Source organism: Nocardioides sp. SYSU D00065, from assembly GCF_017916425.1.
Classification (GTDB): Bacteria; Actinomycetota; Actinomycetes; order Propionibacteriales; family Nocardioidaceae; genus Nocardioides.
Map to the genome: position 1 here is coordinate 430,287 of NZ_JAFMSX010000002.1, position 15,184 is coordinate 445,470.

Genomic DNA, 15,184 nt, shown 5'->3' on the forward strand with positions numbered 1-15,184 from the left:
CTCAGCTCTCGATGTTGGCCATGACGTGCTTGATGCGGGTGTAGTCCTCGAAGCCGTACATCGACAGGTCCTTGCCGTAGCCGGACTTCTTGTAGCCGCCGTGGGGCATCTCGGCCACGAGCGGGATGTGGGTGTTGATCCACACGCACCCGAAGTCCAGCGCCCGCGACATCCGCATCGCCCGGCCGAAGTCCCTCGTCCACACCGACGACGCGAGGCCGTAGTCGACCCCGTTGGCCCAGCGGACGGCCTCCTCCTCGTCGGTGAAGCGCTGCACGGTGATGACCGGACCGAAGATCTCGTTCTGGATGGCGGCGTCCTCTTGGCGCAGCCCGGAGAGGACCGTGGGCTCGAGGAAGAAGCCGTCCCCGAGGTCCGTACGCCGGTTGCCACCGGCCGCCACGGTGGCGTGTGCGGGCAGGTCCTCGATGAAGCCGCTGACGTGGGCCAGCTGCCGGGCGTTGTTGACCGGGCCGAGGAGGGCGTCCTGGTCGTCGGGCAGGCCGACCGGTGCCGAGGACCTGGCGTAGTCGGCCAGCGCCGCGACGAAGTCGTCGTGGATCCCGGGAGCGGCCAGCACCCGGGTGGCGGCGGTGCAGTCCTGCCCGGCGTTGAAGTAGCCCGCCACGGCGATGCCCTCGACGGCCGCCTCGATGTCGGCGTCGTCGAAGACCACGACGGGTGCCTTGCCGCCGAGCTCGAGGTGGACCCGCTTGATCGCCGGGGCCGCGCTGGCGGCGACCTCGGCGCCGGCGCGCACGGACCCGGTGATCGCCACCATGGCCGGGGTCGGGTGCTCCACGAGCAGGCGACCGGTCTCGCGGTCGCCGGTGACCACGTTGAGGGTGCCCGGCGGCAGGAACTGCGAGGCGAGCTCGGCCAGGCGCAGCGTGCTCTCCGGCGTCGTCTCGCTCGGCTTCAGCACGACCGTGTTGCCGGCGGCGAGCGCGGGACCGATCTTCCACACGGCCATCAGCAGCGGGTAGTTCCACGGGGTGACCTGGCCGACCACGCCGATCGGCTCGCGCCGGATCCAGGACGTGTGCCCGGCCAGGTACTCGCCGGCGGCCCTGCCCTCCAGGACCCGCGCCGCGCCGGCGAAGAACCGCAGCTGGTCGACCATCGGCGGGATCTCCTCGCTCGCGGTGAGCGCCTTGATCTTGCCGGTGTTCTGCGACTCGAGGGCGATCAGCTCCTCGGCGTGCGCCTCGACGGCGTCGGCGAGCAGCAGCAGCGCCTGCTGCCGCTCGCTGGGCGTCGTACGACCCCACTCGCCGAAGGCGGCCTCCGCCGCCTCGTAGGCGGCGTCCACCTCTTCCGCGCCGCTGACCGGCGCGGAGGCCACGACCTGGCCGGTGGTCGGGTCGACCACGTCGCTGGTCGAGCCGGAGCTGCCGTCGACGTGGCTGCCACCGATGAAGTTGCGCAGCGTGCGTGGGCTGGTCACGAGATCCTCCCGGTCGGGTGCGGTGAAGGGGAGAGTAGGACGGGACACCGGTCGATCGCCATAGCCCGAGGCAAAGAAAGTGCGGGAAGCGCAGAATTCACACCCCTGAAACACGGATTCCGCGTCGCCCGGCTTGCGGAAGGCCGGTCAGGCACAGCACCATGGGCGCATGAGCGACGGACCCGTGCGCCTCGATGCGACCGCCAAGCGGATCATCGAGCTCCTCCAGGAGGACGGGCGGATCTCCTATGCCGCGATCGCCAAGGCGGTGGGCCTGTCGGAGGCCGCCGCCCGCGCGCGGGTCCAGAAGCTGCTCGACTCCGACGTCATGCAGGTCGTCGCCGTCACCGACCCGACCCAGGTCGGGTTCACCCGGCAGGCGATGATCGGCGTGCGCACCGAGGGCGACCCCATGAAGGTGGGGGACCGGCTCGCGGAGGTGCCCGAGGTCGACTACGTCGTCACGACGGCCGGCAGCTTCGACCTCCTCGTGGAAGTGGTGTGCGAGGACGACCCGCACCTGCTCGACGTCATCCGTCAGGTCCGCGAGCTCGAGGGCGTGGTCTCCTCGGAGACCTTCGTCTACCTCAAGCTCAACAAGCAGCACTACAACTGGGGAACGCGATGAGCTTCGACCAATCTCGCGAGGGCGAGTCCTTCGACTACCAGGCCGCGGGTCGCGACCACCTCTGGTTGCACTTCACCCGGCACTCGACCTACGAGAACGGCGGCGAGATGCCGCTGATCGTGCGGGGCGAGGGGCACCGGATCTGGGACAGCCACGGCCGGGAGTACATCGACGGGCTGGCCGGCCTGTTCGTCGTCCAGGTCGGCCACGGGCGCGAGGAGCTCGCGGAGGCGGCCGCGCGCCAGGCGCGGGAGCTGGCCTTCTTCCCGCTGTGGTCCTTCGCGCACCCCCGTGCCGTCGAGCTCGCCGACCGGATCGCCGCCATGGCGCCCGGCGACCTCAACCGCGTCTTCTTCACCACCGGTGGCGGCGAGGCCGTGGAGTCGGCGTGGAAGCTGGCCAAGCAGTACTTCAAGCTCACCGGCAAGCCCAACAAGCACAAGGTCATCTCCCGCGCGGTGGCCTACCACGGCACGCCGCAGGGGGCGTTGTCCATCACCGGCATCCCGCCGCTGAAGGAGATGTTCGAGCCGCTGGTCCCCGGCGCCCACAAGGTGCCCAACACCAACTTCTACCGCCGCCCCGAGTTCGTCGGTGACGACGAGAAGGCCTTCGGTCGCTGGGCCGCGGACCGGATCGCCGAGGCGATCGAGTTCGAGGGCCCCGACACCGTGGCTGCGGTGTTCCTCGAGCCGGTGCAGAACGCCGGCGGCTGCTTCCCGCCGCCTCCCGGCTACTTCGAGCGGGTCCGCGAGATCTGCGACCAGTACGACGTCCTCCTCGTCTCCGACGAGGTGATCTGCGCGTTCGGGCGGCTGGGGGAGATGTTCGGCGCCACCGAGTTCGGCTACCAGCCCGACATCATCACCTGCGCCAAGGGCATGACCTCGGGCTACTCGCCGATCGGCGCGATGATCGCCAGCGACCGCCTCTTCGAGCCGTTCCGGTCCGGCGCCACCGCCTACGCGCACGGCTACACCTTCGGCGGTCACCCGGTCTCCTCGGCGGTCGCGATGGCCAACCTCGACATCTTCGAGCGCGAGGGGATCAACGACCACGTGCAGCACAACGCCCCGGCGTTCCGGGCCACCTTGGAGAAGCTGCTCGACATCCCGATCGTCGGGGACGTGCGCGGTCACGGCTACTTCTACGGCATCGAGCTGGTCAAGGACCGCGACACCAAGGAGACGTTCGACGACGCCGAGTCCGAGCGGCTGCTGCGCGGCTACCTCTCGGGCGCGCTGTGGGAGGCCGGTCTCTACTGCCGTGCCGACGACCGCGGCGACCCGGTCATCCAGCTCGCGCCGCCGCTCGTCATCGGTCAGCCCGAGTTCGACGACATCGAGCAGCGCCTGCGCTCGGTGCTCACCGGGGCGCTCGCGCACCTCTGAGGACCGCGCCGCGGGCCGGCGCTGATGTGCGCACGACGCGCTGGGGCGCGAGGATGGGCCCGTGAACGACGTCGTACGCCCCGCCCGCCCGCACCTCAAGCTGACCGAGGACGGGCGTCGCATGCGCGAGGTCCTCACCTACTCCCGGCGCGGCAACCGGTTCACGCCGCGACAGGCCGAGGCGTGGGCGGCGCACCACGCCGACTGGGTGATCCCCGAGGAGGCCGTCGATCGCCCCGACTTCTCGCTGACCGAGTGGTTCGGGCGCGAGGCCCCGCTGATCGTGGAGATCGGCTCCGGCATCGGCGAGGCGACGGCGGTGCTGGCCGCCGCCCGGCCCGACCACGACGTCCTGGCACTCGAGGTGTGGCGCCCTGGCATCGCCGACTCCCTGTGGCGCGTGGCCGAGGCCGGCGCCACCAACGTGCGCTTCTGCTCCGTCGACGCGGTCTGGTCCCTCGAGCACCTGCTCGCCCCGGCCAGCGTGAGCGAGCTCTGGACGTTCTTCCCCGACCCGTGGCGCAAGACCAAGCACCGCAAGCGGCGCCTGGTCAATCCCGCCAACGCCGCGCTGGCCTCGTCGCGGCTCGTGCCCGGGGGCGCCTGGCGGCTGGCCACGGACTGGCCCGACTACGCGGTGCAGATGGCCGAGGTCCTCGACGCCGAGCCCACGCTGGAGGGTGGCCGCGTCGAGCGCTGGGACGAGCGTCCGGTGACCCGCTTCGAGCGCAAGGGCCTCGACGTGGACCGCGAGATCCACGACTTCCTCTACCGCCGCTCAGTCCAGGGCGAGGCCGGCCTCGCGCAGCAGGTGCTCGAGGCGTAGCCGCTCCGCCTCGCGGTCGGTGCCCTCCGGGACATCGCTCAGGGTGTCGGGCACCCCGAGGCAGCCCGCCGCCTGCACGAGCAGGTCCTCGTACGCCGCCCGGGTGCCGCGCCGCCGCGCCATCGTCGTGCCGGGCGCGGGGGCGAGGACCTCCGCGCGCAGCCGCCGCAGGGAGCGGGCGACGTCCTCGATCGCGGGGCCGCCGGGCGCCGCCGGCGGGAGAGAGCGGCGCTCGCGCAGCCGCCGCCGGGCGCGGGCGAGCTGCTCGTGCCACACCAGGGCGGCCGCGACGCCCACCATCAGCGTCAGCAGCACGACCGCGACCGGACCGCCCATCGTTCGACGGTAGGTGGGGTGCCTCCAGGGCACAAGACGTACGTCGTCGCAGCACGGTCGCTGCGATTTGGCGCGGGCGTGCGGAGTCTGTCAAGATAACCCGGTTGCTCCGGCGGGTCGCCGGGGCGCGGCACACACCTTGACTTCTGAATCGCGTCTCCTCGATCGAAGCAGTCGTCTGCGTGCGCCGCACCGGATCAGAACCTTGATCGGAGACCCGACCAGATCCGACAGCTGTCGGGTGCCACCTAGAGCATCACCGCCTCCGCACGGAGGCGTGTCACGAGCAAGAAGCGCGACACGCCCGACCGCGGGGGTCGGCGGGGTGGCAGAGAGACAGGCGGCGCTCGCCCACCGGGGGCTGAGCGCCGGGACAGACCAGGCGTACGAGATCGAAGAGGACGAGAGAGACCTATGGCGGGACAGAAGATCCGCATCAGGCTCAAGGCCTATGACCACGAGGTGATCGACACCTCGGCGCGGAAGATCGTGGACACCGTCACCCGCACGGGTGCCAAGGTCGCCGGCCCTGTGCCGCTGCCGACCGAGAAGAACGTGTACTGCGTGATCCGCTCGCCCCACAAGTACAAGGACTCCCGCGAGCACTTCGAGATGCGCACCCACAAGCGCCTGATCGACATCATCGACCCGACGCCGAAGACCGTCGACTCGCTGATGCGTCTCGACCTGCCCGCCGGTGTCGACATCGAGATCAAGCTCTGAGGCGCGACATGTCCAACACTTTCGAACGCAATGCCAAGGGCCTGCTGGGCACCAAGCTCGGCATGACCCAGCTCTGGGACGAGAACAACAAGGTCGTCCCCGTCACCGTGATCGCGGCCGCGACCAACGTCGTGACCCAGGTCCGCCAGCCCCAGGTCGACGGCTACAACGCCATCCAGGTGGGCTTCGGCGAGATCGAGGCGCGCAAGGTCAACTCGCCCGAGGCCGGTCACTTCGCCAAGGCCGGGGTCACCCCGCGCCGCCACCTCGCGGAGATCCGCACGGCCGACGCCGCCACCTACACCGTGGGCCAGGAGCTCGGCGTCGACACCTTCGCCGCCGGCGAGGCGATCGACGTCACCGCCACCAGCAAGGGCAAGGGCTTCGCCGGCACGATGAAGCGTCACGGCTTCTCCGGCGTCTCCGCCTCGCACGGTGCCCACCGCAACCACCGCAAGCCGGGCTCGATCGGCGCCTGCGCCACCCCGGGTCGCGTGTTCAAGGGCACCCGCATGTCGGGCCGGATGGGCAACGACACGGTCACGACCCAGAACCTGACGGTCCACGCCGTCGACGCCGACAAGGGCCTGATCCTGCTCAAGGGCGCCGTTCCCGGCCCCAAGGGCGGACTCGTGCTCCTCCGCTCGGCCGCCAAGAGCTCTTCCTACTCTGGCAAGGAGGCCTGAGCATGGCTGTCCAGACCGTCCAGGTCGACCTCCCCGCCGAGATCTTCGACGTCGAGGTCAACATCCCCCTGATCCACCAGGTCGTCGTGGCCCAGCAGGCCGCCGCGCGTCAGGGCACCCACGCCACCAAGACCCGCGGCGAGGTCCGCGGCGGTGGCAAGAAGCCCTACAAGCAGAAGGGCACCGGCCGCGCCCGCCAGGGCTCGACCCGCGCCCCGCAGTTCGCCGGCGGTGGCACCGTCCACGGCCCGCAGCCGCGCAGCTACGACCAGCGCACCCCCAAGAAGATGAAGGCCGCCGCCCTGCGCGGTGCCCTGTCCGACCGGGCTCGCAACGGTCGCGTCCACGTGGTCGAAGGCCTCGTGCAGGGTGACAAGCCCTCCACCAAGGCCGCGCTGGCCGCGCTGACCTCGCTGACCGACCGCGTGGGCTACCTCGTGGTGCTCGAGCGCTCCGACGCGATCACCTGGCTCTCGCTGCGCAACGCGCCCGAGGTCCACATCGTCGCCGTCGACCAGCTCAACACCTACGACGTGCTCGCCGCCGACGACGTGGTCTTCACCAAGGGCGCCTACGACGTCTTCGTCGGCCGCGCCTCCGCCGCCCCGGCTGCCGCGACCGGCACCGAGGCGCCCGTCGCCGAGGACGCCGCCGACGAGACGGAGCTGCCGGCCGGCGCCAAGGCCCCGCTCAAGAGCGGCAAGAACCCCAAGGGCTACGAGGTCCTCGGCCAGCAGTCCGGCACGTACCTCCTCGAGGGCGACGCCGGCTACGACGCCGCGGCCGGTGACTTCTGGTTCAAGTCCGTCGAGGACGCCGAGGCCGCTGGCCTCACCCGTGCCGAGGAGAAGGAGACCGACCAGTGAGCACCTTGCACAAGGACCACCGCGACATCCTGATCGCCCCGGTCGTGTCCGAGAAGAGCTACGGCCTGCTCGACGCCAACAAGTACACCTTCATCGTCCACCCGGACGCCAACAAGACCGAGATCAAGATCGCGGTCGAGAAGGTCTTCGACGTCAAGGTCACCTCCGTCAACACGATCAACCGCCAGGGCAAGACGCGTCGCACCCGCTACGGGCTGGGCAAGCGTCCCAACACCAAGCGCGCGATCGTCAGCCTCGCCGAGGGCCACCGCATCGACATCTTCGGAGGTCCGGTCTCCTGACCGGGCTCCTGACTAGGAACTGATATGGCTATCCGCAAGTACAAGCCGACCACCCCGGGCCGTCGTGGCTCGTCGGTGGCCGACTTCGTCGAGATCACCCGGACCACGCCCGAGAAGTCGCTGACGCGTCCGCTGCCCAAGAACGGTGGCCGCAACAACCAGGGCCGCATCACCACCCGGCACAAGGGTGGCGGTCACAAGCGCGCCTACCGCATCATCGACTTCCGTCGCTACGACAAGGACGGCGTGCCGGCCAAGGTCGCTCACATCGAGTACGACCCCAACCGCACCGCCCGCATCGCGCTGCTGCACTACGCCGACGGCGAGAAGCGCTACATCGTGGCCCCCCGCGGGCTGACGCAGGGCACCGCCGTGGAGTCCGGCCCCAACGCCGACATCAAGCCCGGCAACAACCTCCCGCTGCGCAACATCCCCGTCGGCACGACGATCCACTGTGTGGAGCTGCGTCCGGGCGGCGGCGCCAAGATCGCCCGCTCGGCCGGCAACTCCGCCCAGCTGGTCGCCCGCGAGGGCAGCCGCGCCACGCTGCGCATGCCCTCGGGCGAGATGCGTTTCGTGGACGTGCGCTGCCGCGCCACGATCGGCGAGGTCGGCAACGCCGAGCAGTCCAACATCAACTGGGGCAAGGCCGGCCGCATGCGCTGGAAGGGCGTTCGCCCGACCGTCCGCGGTGTCGTCATGAACCCGGTGGACCACCCGCACGGTGGTGGTGAGGGCAAGACGTCCGGTGGTCGCCACCCCGTCTCCCCCTGGGGCAAGCCCGAGGGCCGCACGCGCAAGCGCAAGGCCAGCGACTCCCAGATCATCCGTCGTCGCAAGTCCGGCAAGGGTAGGAAGTAACCGACATGCCTCGCAGCCTGAAGAAGGGCCCCTTCATCGACGACCACCTTCAGAAGAAGGTGGATGCCGAGAACGAGAAGGGCACCCACAACGTCATCAAGACCTGGTCGCGCCGGTCGATGATCGTGCCCGACATGATCGGTCACACCATCGCCGTGCACGACGGTCGCAAGCACGTCCCGGTCTTCGTGACCGACTCCATGGTCGGCCACAAGCTCGGGGAGTTCGCCCCCACCCGCACCTACCGCGGGCACGTCAAGGAAGACCGGAAGGGACGCCGTCGATGAGCACCACCGAGCGCAGTCGCACCAGCGCGCGTCGCGCGTCGCTGCTCGGCGACCAGCCGGGCGCCTTCGCCAGCGCACGCTTCGTGCGGATCACCCCGATGAAGGCCCGCCGTGTCGTCGACATGGTCCGCGGCCTGCCGGTCGACGAGGCCCTGACCCTGCTGCAGTTCGCGCCGCAGGCTGCCTCCGAGACCGTCTACAAGGTGCTGGAGAGCGCCGTCGCCAACGCGGAGACCACCGAGGGGCTCAACCGGGCCGACCTCGTCCTCTCCGTCGCGATGGTCGACGAGGGCCCGACGATGAAGCGCTGGCGCCCCCGGGCCCAGGGCCGAGCGACCCGCATCAACAAGCGCACGAGCCACATCACCCTCGCGGTGCAGCCGGCCGACGCGCTGACCACCAAGCAGGCCAAGAACGGAAGGGGTGCCTGATGGGCCAGAAGATCAACCCGAACGGCTTCCGCCTGGGCATCTCCACCGACCACAAGAGCCGTTGGTACGCCGACAAGCTCTACAAGTCCTACGTCGGTGAGGACGTCGCGATCCGCAAGCTGCTCTCCAAGGGCATGGAGCGGGCCGGCATCGCCAAGGTCGAGATCGAGCGCACCCGCGACCGCGTCCGGGTGGACATCCACACCGCGCGTCCGGGCATCGTCATCGGCCGCCGCGGCGCCGAGGCCGACCGCATCCGCGGCGAGCTGGAGAAGCTCACCGGCAAGCAGGTGCAGCTCAACATCCTCGAGGTCAAGAACCCCGAGGTCGACGCGCAGCTGGTCGCCCAGGGCGTCGCCGAGCAGCTCTCGGGCCGTGTGCAGTTCCGTCGCGCCATGCGCAAGGCGATGCAGACCTCGATGCGCTCGGGTGCCAAGGGCATCCGGATCCAGTGCTCGGGTCGCCTCAACGGCGCCGAGATGTCGCGCACGGAGTTCTACCGCGAGGGCCGCGTGCCCCTGCACACGCTCCGCGCCGACATCGACTACGGCTTCTACGAGGCCCGCACGACCTTCGGCCGCATCGGCGTGAAGGTCTGGATCTACAAGGGCGAGGTCGCCGGCACCCGTGCCGAGCGCCAGGCCCAGCAGGCCGCCCGCGCCGGTGCTCCCGGTCGCGGCGGACGTCCCAACACCCGTGGCGGCGACCGTCCGAGCCGTGGCTCGCGCGGGGACCGCGGTGGCCGTGCCGGCGACGCGCCGGCCGTGACCGAGGCTCCCGCCGGTGGCGACACCGCGCTGGCCGCCACCCCGGCCGAGACCCAGGAGGGCTGAGCTCATGTTGATGCCCCGTCGCGTCAAGCACCGCAAGCAGCACCACCCCAAGCGCCGTGGCGCTGCCAAGGGTGGCACGTCGCTGGCCTTCGGTGACTTCGGCATCCAGGCGGTCGAGGGTCACTACGTGACCAACCGGCAGATCGAGTCGGCTCGTATCGCCATGACCCGTCACATCAAGCGTGGCGGCAAGGTCTGGATCAACATCTACCCGGACCGTCCGCTGACCAAGAAGCCCGCCGAGACCCGCATGGGCTCGGGCAAGGGCTCCCCCGAGTGGTGGGTGGCCAACGTCAAGCCCGGCCGCGTCATGTTCGAACTCTCCGGCGTCGACGAGGTGACTGCTCGTGAGGCCATGCGCCGCGCGATGCACAAGCTTCCGATGAAGTGCCGGTTCATCTCCCGTGAGGCCGGTGAATTCTGATGGCTACCAAGCTGAACGCCCACGAGCTCGACGAGCTCAGCGCCACCGACCTGGAGGCGAAGCTCCGCGAGGCCAAGGAGGAGCTGTTCAACCTCCGGTTCCAGGCCGCGACCGGCCAGCTGGAGAGCCACGGCCGGCTGCGCGTGGTCAAGAAGGACATCGCCCGCATCTACACCGTGGTGCGCGAGCGCGAGCTCGGCATCCGCACCACGCCGGGCACCAACGAAGAGGCGAAGGCATGAGCGAGAACACTGCGACCCAGACGACTGACGAGCGCAACCAGCGCAAGGTCCGCGAGGGCCTCGTCGTGAGCGACAAGATGGACAAGACCATCGTCGTCGCTGTCGAGGACCGCGTGAAGCACGCCCTCTACGGCAAGGTCTTGCGCAAGACGTCGCGCCTGAAGGCTCACGACGAGACCAACCAGTGCGGCATCGGTGACCGGGTCCTGATCATGGAGACCCGCCCGCTGTCCGCCACCAAGCGCTGGCGCCTGATCGAGGTCCTCGAGAAGGCCAAGTGAGTCGTCGGTGAGGTGAGCGCAGCTCGCCCCACCCGATTCCCCAGCACAGAACCCCACCAGTTCGGCCAGGCTCGCACTCCCGTGAGGGTGTGAGAACCAGCTCGACAACCAGGAGAAACCAATGATCCAGCAGGAGTCGCGACTCAAGGTCGCCGACAACACCGGTGCGAAGGAGATCCTCTGCATCCGTGTTCTCGGTGGCTCTGGCCGTCGCTACGCCGGCATCGGTGACGTCATCGTCGCCACCGTCAAGGACGCGATCCCCGGTGGCAACGTCAAGAAGGGCGACGTCGTCAAGGCCGTGGTCGTGCGCACCGTCAAGGAGCGTCGCCGCGCCGACGGTTCCTACATCCGCTTCGACGAGAACGCCGCCGTCATCCTCAAGAACGACGGCGAGCCCCGTGGCACGCGCATCTTCGGGCCTGTCGGCCGCGAGCTGCGCGAGAAGCGCTTCATGAAGATCATCTCGCTCGCCCCGGAGGTGTTGTGAGAGATGGGTAAGCACATGAACATCAAGAAGGGCGACACCGTCAAGGTGATCGCCGGCAAGGACAAGGGTGCCCAGGGCAAGGTCATCTCGGTGCTCCGCGAGGAGGACCGGGTGGTCGTCGAGGGCGTCAACCTCGTCAAGCGCCACACCAAGTCCGTGCAGCAGACCAACACGACCGGCGGGATCATCACCCGCGAGGCGCCCATCCACGTCTCCAACGTGATGCTCGTCGAGGGTGACGACGTCACCCGCGTCGGGTTCCGCCGCGACGAGGTGACCAAGCGCCGCCCGGACGGCTCGACCTACAGCGCCAGCCGCTCGGTCCGCGTGTCCCGCACCACCGGCAAGGAGATCTGAGATGGCCGAGACCACCCAGACCGAGATCCCGCGTCTCAAGGCTCGCTACCGCGAGGAGATCGTCCCCGCGCTGCGCTCCGAGTTCGACATCGCCAACATCATGCAGGTCCCCGGCCTGACCAAGATCGTGGTCAACATGGGTGTCGGCGAGGCGGCTCGTGACTCCAAGCTGATCGAGGGCGCGATCCGCGACCTCACCGCGATCACCGGCCAGAAGCCGGCCGTGACCAAGGCCCGCAAGTCCATCGCGCAGTTCAAGCTGCGCGAGGGCATGCCGATCGGTGCGCACGTCACGCTGCGTGGCGACCGCATGTGGGAGTTCCTGGACCGCCTGCTCTCGCTGGCACTGCCCCGCATCCGTGACTTCCGCGGCCTCTCGCCCAAGCAGTTCGACGGCCGCGGCAACTACACCTTCGGTCTCACCGAGCAGGTCATGTTCCACGAGATCAACCAGGACAGGATCGACCGGTCCCGCGGCATGGACATCACCGTCGTGACCACCGCCACCAACGACGACGAGGGCCGCGCGCTGCTGAAGCAGCTCGGGTTCCCGTTCAAGGAGAACTGAGCGATGACGAAGTCGAGCTCGTTCGAGCTGAACGTCCAGCACTGCAAGGAGAACTGACATGGCGAAGACTTCGCTCAAGGTCAAGGCCGCTCGCAAGCCCAAGTTCGCTGTCCGCGGCTACACCCGCTGCCAGCGCTGCGGCCGCCCGAAGGCCGTCTACCGCAAGTTCGGCCTGTGCCGCATCTGCCTGCGGGAGATGGCCCACCGCGGTGAGCTCCCCGGCGTCACCAAGTCCTCTTGGTGAGCACGGTCCTCCTCGTAACCACCTCAACACGTTGAAGGTCGACCGGCCGCGAGCCGCTCGAAACCACGACGAGAAAGAACCACATCATGACGATGACTGACCCGATCGCAGACATGCTCACGCGTCTGCGCAACGCCAACCAGGCGTACCACGACGTGGTGTCGATGCCCTACAGCAAGATGAAGGCCGGCCTCGCGGAGATCCTCAAGCAGGAGGGCTACATCACCTCCTACGACGTCGCCGACAACGTGACCGCCGAGGGCGAGCCCGCCGTCGGCAAGACGCTGACCGTGACCCTCAAGTACGGCCGCAACCGTGAGCGCTCGATCGCCGGCGTGCGCCGCATCAGCAAGCCCGGTCTGCGCGTGTACGCCAAGAGCACGAACCTGCCCCGGGTCCTCGGTGGACTCGGCGTCGCGATCATCTCGACGTCGCAGGGCCTGCTGACCGACCGCCAGGCGAACCAGAAGGGCGTGGGCGGCGAAGTCCTCGCCTACGTCTGGTGACCCGGACCAACTGAGACCAGGAAGAGAGAGAAGCATGTCGCGCATTGGCAAGCTCCCCATCGCGGTCCCGTCCGGTGTCGACGTCGCGATCGACGAGTCGCTGGTGACGGTCAAGGGCCCCAAGGGCACCCTGTCCCACACCATCGCGGCGCCGATCACGGTCGCCAAGGGCGAGGACGGTGTCCTCGAGGTGCAGCGCCCCGACGACGATCGGACCAGCCGCTCGCTGCACGGCCTGACCCGCACGCTCATCAGCAACATGGTGGTCGGCGTGACCGAGGGCTACGAGAAGAAGCTCGAGATCGTGGGCGTGGGCTACCGCGTCCTGCCCAAGGGCCCCACCCAGCTGGAGTTCCAGCTCGGGTACTCCCACCCGATCATCTTCGACGCCCCCGAGGGCATCACCTTCACCGTCGAGGGCCCGACCAAGCTCGGTGTCGTCGGCATCGACAAGCAGCTCGTCGGCGAGGTTGCGGCCAAGATCCGCAAGCTGCGCAAGCCCGAGCCCTACAAGGGCAAGGGCGTGCGCTACGCCGGCGAGCACATCCGCCGCAAGGTCGGAAAGGCCGGTAAGTGACATGGCGATCTCGCTGTCCAACAACAAGCACACCGCGAGCCGGGTCCGTGCCCGCCTGCGCCGCCAGGCGCGGGGCCGCAAGCGGATCAACGGCACCACCGAGCGTCCGCGCCTGGTGGTGACGCGATCGGCCAAGCACATCACGGTGCAGGTCGTCGACGACCTGGCCGGTGCCACGCTGGCCTACGCCTCGTCGATGGAGTCCGACGTCCGCACCGCGGGCGGCGACAAGACCGCGCAGGCCAAGAAGGTCGGCGAGCTGGTCGCCTCGCGCGCCAAGGCCGCAGGCATCGAGGGCGTCGTCTTCGACCGTGCCGGCAACAAGTACCACGGTCGCATCGCGGCCCTGGCTGACGCCGCTCGTGAGGGCGGCCTCCAGTTCTGATCGCACGACACCCCGGAATGGCGCGCGGCAGCGTGACGACGCAGTCGGCACGCTCGCGCCAGACAACATTGAAGGAGCAAGTCTCATGAGCGGAGCCCAGCGCGGACAGCGCGGTGGCGAGCGCCAGTCTGGTGACCGTCGCGGACGCGACAACGGTCGCCAGGCTGACAAGACCGCCTACATCGAGCGCGTCGTGGCGATCAACCGTGTCGCCAAGGTCGTGAAGGGTGGTCGTCGCTTCAGCTTCACCGCCCTCGTGATCGTCGGCGACGGTGAAGGTCTGGTCGGCGTCGGCTACGGCAAGGCGAAGGAAGTTCCCGCGGCGATCGCCAAGGGTGTCGAGGAGGCCAAGAAGCACTTCTTCAAGGTCCCGCGCATCCAGGGCACCATCCCGCACCCGGTGCAGGGCGAGAAGGCCGCAGGCGTCGTCCTGCTGCGTCCCGCCGCTCCCGGTACCGGCGTCATCGCCGGTGGCCCGGTGCGTGCGGTCCTCGAGTGCGCCGGCATCCACGACGTGCTGAGCAAGTCGCTCGGCTCGTCCAACCAGATCAACATCGTCCACGCGACCGTCGAGGCGCTGCGGATGCTGGAGGAGCCCGAGGCCGTGGCCGCTCGTCGCGGCATGCGGGTCGAGGACGTCACTCCGGCCGCGCTCCTCAAGGCGCGTGCCGAGGGCCAGGTCGAGGTCACGGCAGGGGTGCAGCAGTAATGGCACAGCTCAAGGTCCAGCAGAAGAAGTCCACCATCGGGTGCAAGGCCAACCAGCGCGAGACCATGCGCTCGCTCGGCCTCAAGCGCATCGGTGACGTGGTCGTCAAGGAGGACCGCCCGGAGATCCGCGGCATGGTCCAGACCGTCCGTCACCTGGTGACGGTCGAGGAGGTGGAGTGACATGACGCTCAAGCTGCACCACTTGCGTCCCGCTCCGGGCGCCAAGACCGCCAAGACCCGCGTGGGTCGCGGTGAGGGCTCGAAGGGTAAGACCTCCGGGCGCGGCACCAAGGGCACCAAGGCGCGCTACCAGGTCCCGGTCGCCTTCGAGGGTGGCCAGATGCCGATCCACATGCGCCTGCCCAAGCTGAAGGGCTTCAAGAACCCCTTCCGCGTGGAGTTCCAGGTCGTCAACCTCGACCGCCTCGGGGAGCTCTTCCCCGACGGCGGCCAGGTGACCGTCGCCGACCTGGTGGCCAAGGGCGCGGTCCGCAAGGGCCAGCCCGTCAAGGTCCTGGGCCAGGGCGACCTGTCGGTCGCCGTCCAGGTCAGCGCCGACGCGTTCTCGAGCTCCGCCAAGGAGAAGATCGAGGCCGCGGGCGGTACTGCGACCGTGGCCTGAGGCCACCATCTCGCACATCCGGTGAAGGCCTGGCCGCACAGTGGGAACTGTCGGCCGGGCCTTCGTCGTTCTCCCCTTGACTGTGGGGGAGAAGCGGGGCGAACCCCGACTGTTAGGCTGCCCCGGGCCCCACGCCGCACGACGGTGGGGGTTTCTCGTC

The 15,184-nt window shown here is 69.3% G+C and carries 26 protein-coding genes; 24 read left to right on the forward strand and 2 right to left on the reverse strand.

Translation table 11 applies throughout. The features are described 5' to 3' along the window. Position 1: 1 nt before the first annotated feature. Positions 2–1,447: a gamma-aminobutyraldehyde dehydrogenase gene (locus J3P41_RS10135; protein ID WP_307861929.1), complete on the reverse strand. Its 1,446-nt coding sequence runs from the start codon at positions 1,445–1,447 to the stop codon at positions 2–4. Between the two features lie 169 nt (positions 1,448–1,616). On the opposite strand from J3P41_RS10135, the gene J3P41_RS10140 reads away from it, so the two are divergent. The 3 genes from J3P41_RS10140 to J3P41_RS10150 all read left to right on the forward strand — a co-directional run bounded on the left by J3P41_RS10140 (position 1,617) and on the right by J3P41_RS10150 (position 4,292). Continuing rightward, on the forward strand, positions 1,617–2,075 hold the full coding sequence (locus J3P41_RS10140) for an Lrp/AsnC family transcriptional regulator (RefSeq protein WP_210650180.1): 459 nt from the start codon (positions 1,617–1,619) through the stop codon (positions 2,073–2,075). Further along, entirely contained in the window at positions 2,072–3,466 is a 1,395-nt protein-coding gene (locus J3P41_RS10145) for an aspartate aminotransferase family protein (protein WP_210650181.1), read from the forward strand. The genes J3P41_RS10140 and J3P41_RS10145 overlap by 4 nt, the downstream gene beginning before the upstream one ends. Before the next feature lie 61 nt (positions 3,467–3,527). Then, entirely contained in the window at positions 3,528–4,292 is a 765-nt protein-coding gene (locus J3P41_RS10150) for a tRNA (guanine(46)-N(7))-methyltransferase TrmB (RefSeq protein ID WP_307861930.1), read from the forward strand. Here the strand turns inward: J3P41_RS10150 and J3P41_RS10155 are convergent. Then, positions 4,245–4,628: a hypothetical protein gene (locus tag J3P41_RS10155; RefSeq protein ID WP_210650182.1), complete on the reverse strand. Its 384-nt coding sequence runs from the start codon at positions 4,626–4,628 to the stop codon at positions 4,245–4,247. The two genes, J3P41_RS10150 and J3P41_RS10155, sit on opposite strands and share 48 nt — an antisense overlap. 414 nt (positions 4,629–5,042) lie before the next feature. Between J3P41_RS10155 and rpsJ the strand changes: the two genes are divergently transcribed. The 21 genes from rpsJ to rplO all read left to right on the forward strand — a co-directional run bounded on the left by rpsJ (position 5,043) and on the right by rplO (position 15,024). After that, positions 5,043–5,351, forward strand: a complete 309-nt coding sequence (rpsJ, locus tag J3P41_RS10160; RefSeq protein WP_008360994.1) for a 30S ribosomal protein S10 — start codon at positions 5,043–5,045, stop codon at positions 5,349–5,351. A gap of 8 nt (positions 5,352–5,359) precedes the next feature. Further along, positions 5,360–6,037: a 50S ribosomal protein L3 gene (gene rplC, locus J3P41_RS10165; protein WP_210650183.1), complete on the forward strand. Its 678-nt coding sequence runs from the start codon at positions 5,360–5,362 to the stop codon at positions 6,035–6,037. A 2-nt stretch (positions 6,038–6,039) separates the two neighbouring features. Beyond that, complete coding sequence (rplD, locus tag J3P41_RS10170; RefSeq protein ID WP_210650184.1) at positions 6,040–6,903, forward strand: 50S ribosomal protein L4; 864 nt, start codon at positions 6,040–6,042, stop codon at positions 6,901–6,903. Next, the gene (rplW, locus tag J3P41_RS10175) at positions 6,900–7,205 is read left to right on the forward strand and encodes a 50S ribosomal protein L23 (protein WP_210650185.1); all 306 of its coding nucleotides are present in this window, start codon (positions 6,900–6,902) and stop codon (positions 7,203–7,205) included. The genes rplD and rplW overlap by 4 nt, the downstream gene beginning before the upstream one ends. Positions 7,206–7,229: 24 nt before the next feature. Then, a complete protein-coding gene (rplB, locus tag J3P41_RS10180; RefSeq protein ID WP_210650186.1) occupies positions 7,230–8,066 on the forward strand; it encodes a 50S ribosomal protein L2 in 837 nt (278 codons plus the stop codon). 5 nt (positions 8,067–8,071) lie between these two features. Beyond that, complete coding sequence (gene rpsS, locus J3P41_RS10185) at positions 8,072–8,353, forward strand: 30S ribosomal protein S19 (RefSeq protein WP_129453377.1); 282 nt, start codon at positions 8,072–8,074, stop codon at positions 8,351–8,353. After that, on the forward strand, positions 8,350–8,784 hold the full coding sequence (rplV, locus tag J3P41_RS10190; RefSeq protein WP_210650187.1) for a 50S ribosomal protein L22: 435 nt from the start codon (positions 8,350–8,352) through the stop codon (positions 8,782–8,784). Before rpsS ends, rplV begins: the two co-directional genes overlap by 4 nt. After that, positions 8,784–9,617, forward strand: a complete 834-nt coding sequence (rpsC, locus tag J3P41_RS10195; RefSeq protein ID WP_210650188.1) for a 30S ribosomal protein S3 — start codon at positions 8,784–8,786, stop codon at positions 9,615–9,617. Before rplV ends, rpsC begins: the two co-directional genes overlap by 1 nt. A 4-nt stretch (positions 9,618–9,621) precedes the next feature. Continuing rightward, the gene (gene rplP / locus J3P41_RS10200; RefSeq protein ID WP_210650189.1) at positions 9,622–10,041 is read left to right on the forward strand and encodes a 50S ribosomal protein L16; all 420 of its coding nucleotides are present in this window, start codon (positions 9,622–9,624) and stop codon (positions 10,039–10,041) included. Next, positions 10,041–10,283, forward strand: a complete 243-nt coding sequence (gene rpmC, locus J3P41_RS10205; RefSeq protein WP_210650190.1) for a 50S ribosomal protein L29 — start codon at positions 10,041–10,043, stop codon at positions 10,281–10,283. The genes rplP and rpmC overlap by 1 nt, the downstream gene beginning before the upstream one ends. Next, positions 10,280–10,564: a 30S ribosomal protein S17 gene (gene rpsQ / locus J3P41_RS10210; RefSeq protein WP_210650191.1), complete on the forward strand. Its 285-nt coding sequence runs from the start codon at positions 10,280–10,282 to the stop codon at positions 10,562–10,564. Before rpmC ends, rpsQ begins: the two co-directional genes overlap by 4 nt. A 121-nt stretch (positions 10,565–10,685) precedes the next feature. Beyond that, positions 10,686–11,054 (forward strand): 50S ribosomal protein L14, encoded by a 369-nt coding sequence (gene rplN / locus J3P41_RS10215; RefSeq protein WP_056599693.1) that lies wholly within the window; start codon positions 10,686–10,688, stop codon positions 11,052–11,054. A 3-nt stretch (positions 11,055–11,057) separates the two neighbouring features. Then, on the forward strand, positions 11,058–11,411 hold the full coding sequence (gene rplX, locus J3P41_RS10220) for a 50S ribosomal protein L24 (RefSeq protein ID WP_210650192.1): 354 nt from the start codon (positions 11,058–11,060) through the stop codon (positions 11,409–11,411). Between the two features lies 1 nt (position 11,412). Continuing rightward, positions 11,413–11,979 carry a 50S ribosomal protein L5 gene (gene rplE / locus J3P41_RS10225; RefSeq protein WP_210650193.1) on the forward strand — a complete coding sequence of 189 codons (567 nt, stop codon included), beginning with the start codon at positions 11,413–11,415 and terminating at the stop codon, positions 11,977–11,979. A gap of 58 nt (positions 11,980–12,037) precedes the next feature. Further along, positions 12,038–12,223 (forward strand): type Z 30S ribosomal protein S14, encoded by a 186-nt coding sequence (locus tag J3P41_RS10230; protein WP_010831721.1) that lies wholly within the window; start codon positions 12,038–12,040, stop codon positions 12,221–12,223. An 86-nt stretch (positions 12,224–12,309) separates the two neighbouring features. Then, entirely contained in the window at positions 12,310–12,729 is a 420-nt protein-coding gene (gene rpsH / locus J3P41_RS10235) for a 30S ribosomal protein S8 (RefSeq protein ID WP_210650194.1), read from the forward strand. Between the two features lie 34 nt (positions 12,730–12,763). Beyond that, the gene (rplF, locus tag J3P41_RS10240; protein ID WP_210650195.1) at positions 12,764–13,306 is read left to right on the forward strand and encodes a 50S ribosomal protein L6; all 543 of its coding nucleotides are present in this window, start codon (positions 12,764–12,766) and stop codon (positions 13,304–13,306) included. 1 nt (position 13,307) lies between these two features. Next, on the forward strand, positions 13,308–13,691 hold the full coding sequence (gene rplR / locus J3P41_RS10245) for a 50S ribosomal protein L18 (protein ID WP_210650196.1): 384 nt from the start codon (positions 13,308–13,310) through the stop codon (positions 13,689–13,691). Between the two features lie 85 nt (positions 13,692–13,776). Beyond that, positions 13,777–14,400: a 30S ribosomal protein S5 gene (gene rpsE / locus J3P41_RS10250; RefSeq protein ID WP_210650197.1), complete on the forward strand. Its 624-nt coding sequence runs from the start codon at positions 13,777–13,779 to the stop codon at positions 14,398–14,400. After that, positions 14,400–14,582: a 50S ribosomal protein L30 gene (gene rpmD, locus J3P41_RS10255; protein ID WP_210650198.1), complete on the forward strand. Its 183-nt coding sequence runs from the start codon at positions 14,400–14,402 to the stop codon at positions 14,580–14,582. Before rpsE ends, rpmD begins: the two co-directional genes overlap by 1 nt. A gap of 1 nt (position 14,583) precedes the next feature. Then, entirely contained in the window at positions 14,584–15,024 is a 441-nt protein-coding gene (gene rplO, locus J3P41_RS10260; RefSeq protein ID WP_210650199.1) for a 50S ribosomal protein L15, read from the forward strand. Positions 15,025–15,184: the final 160 nt, after the last annotated feature.

Coding starts and splice junctions, on each gene's coding strand:
- J3P41_RS10140 (WP_210650180.1), top strand. CDS start 1,617: ATGAGCGACGGACCCGTGCGCCTCGATGCGACCGCCAAGCGGATCATC.
- J3P41_RS10145 (WP_210650181.1), top strand. CDS start 2,072: ATGAGCTTCGACCAATCTCGCGAGGGCGAGTCCTTCGACTACCAGGCC.
- J3P41_RS10155 (WP_210650182.1), bottom strand. CDS start 4,628: ATGGGCGGTCCGGTCGCGGTCGTGCTGCTGACGCTGATGGTGGGCGTC.
- rpsJ (WP_008360994.1), top strand. CDS start 5,043: ATGGCGGGACAGAAGATCCGCATCAGGCTCAAGGCCTATGACCACGAG.
- rplC (WP_210650183.1), top strand. CDS start 5,360: ATGTCCAACACTTTCGAACGCAATGCCAAGGGCCTGCTGGGCACCAAG.
- rplD (WP_210650184.1), top strand. CDS start 6,040: ATGGCTGTCCAGACCGTCCAGGTCGACCTCCCCGCCGAGATCTTCGAC.
- rplB (WP_210650186.1), top strand. CDS start 7,230: ATGGCTATCCGCAAGTACAAGCCGACCACCCCGGGCCGTCGTGGCTCG.
- rpsS (WP_129453377.1), top strand. CDS start 8,072: ATGCCTCGCAGCCTGAAGAAGGGCCCCTTCATCGACGACCACCTTCAG.
- rplV (WP_210650187.1), top strand. CDS start 8,350: ATGAGCACCACCGAGCGCAGTCGCACCAGCGCGCGTCGCGCGTCGCTG.
- rpsC (WP_210650188.1), top strand. CDS start 8,784: ATGGGCCAGAAGATCAACCCGAACGGCTTCCGCCTGGGCATCTCCACC.
- rplP (WP_210650189.1), top strand. CDS start 9,622: ATGTTGATGCCCCGTCGCGTCAAGCACCGCAAGCAGCACCACCCCAAG.
- rpmC (WP_210650190.1), top strand. CDS start 10,041: ATGGCTACCAAGCTGAACGCCCACGAGCTCGACGAGCTCAGCGCCACC.
- rpsQ (WP_210650191.1), top strand. CDS start 10,280: ATGAGCGAGAACACTGCGACCCAGACGACTGACGAGCGCAACCAGCGC.
- rplN (WP_056599693.1), top strand. CDS start 10,686: ATGATCCAGCAGGAGTCGCGACTCAAGGTCGCCGACAACACCGGTGCG.
- rplX (WP_210650192.1), top strand. CDS start 11,058: ATGGGTAAGCACATGAACATCAAGAAGGGCGACACCGTCAAGGTGATC.
- rplE (WP_210650193.1), top strand. CDS start 11,413: ATGGCCGAGACCACCCAGACCGAGATCCCGCGTCTCAAGGCTCGCTAC.
- J3P41_RS10230 (WP_010831721.1), top strand. CDS start 12,038: ATGGCGAAGACTTCGCTCAAGGTCAAGGCCGCTCGCAAGCCCAAGTTC.
- rpsH (WP_210650194.1), top strand. CDS start 12,310: ATGACGATGACTGACCCGATCGCAGACATGCTCACGCGTCTGCGCAAC.
- rplF (WP_210650195.1), top strand. CDS start 12,764: ATGTCGCGCATTGGCAAGCTCCCCATCGCGGTCCCGTCCGGTGTCGAC.
- rplR (WP_210650196.1), top strand. CDS start 13,308: ATGGCGATCTCGCTGTCCAACAACAAGCACACCGCGAGCCGGGTCCGT.
- rpsE (WP_210650197.1), top strand. CDS start 13,777: ATGAGCGGAGCCCAGCGCGGACAGCGCGGTGGCGAGCGCCAGTCTGGT.
- rpmD (WP_210650198.1), top strand. CDS start 14,400: ATGGCACAGCTCAAGGTCCAGCAGAAGAAGTCCACCATCGGGTGCAAG.
- rplO (WP_210650199.1), top strand. CDS start 14,584: ATGACGCTCAAGCTGCACCACTTGCGTCCCGCTCCGGGCGCCAAGACC.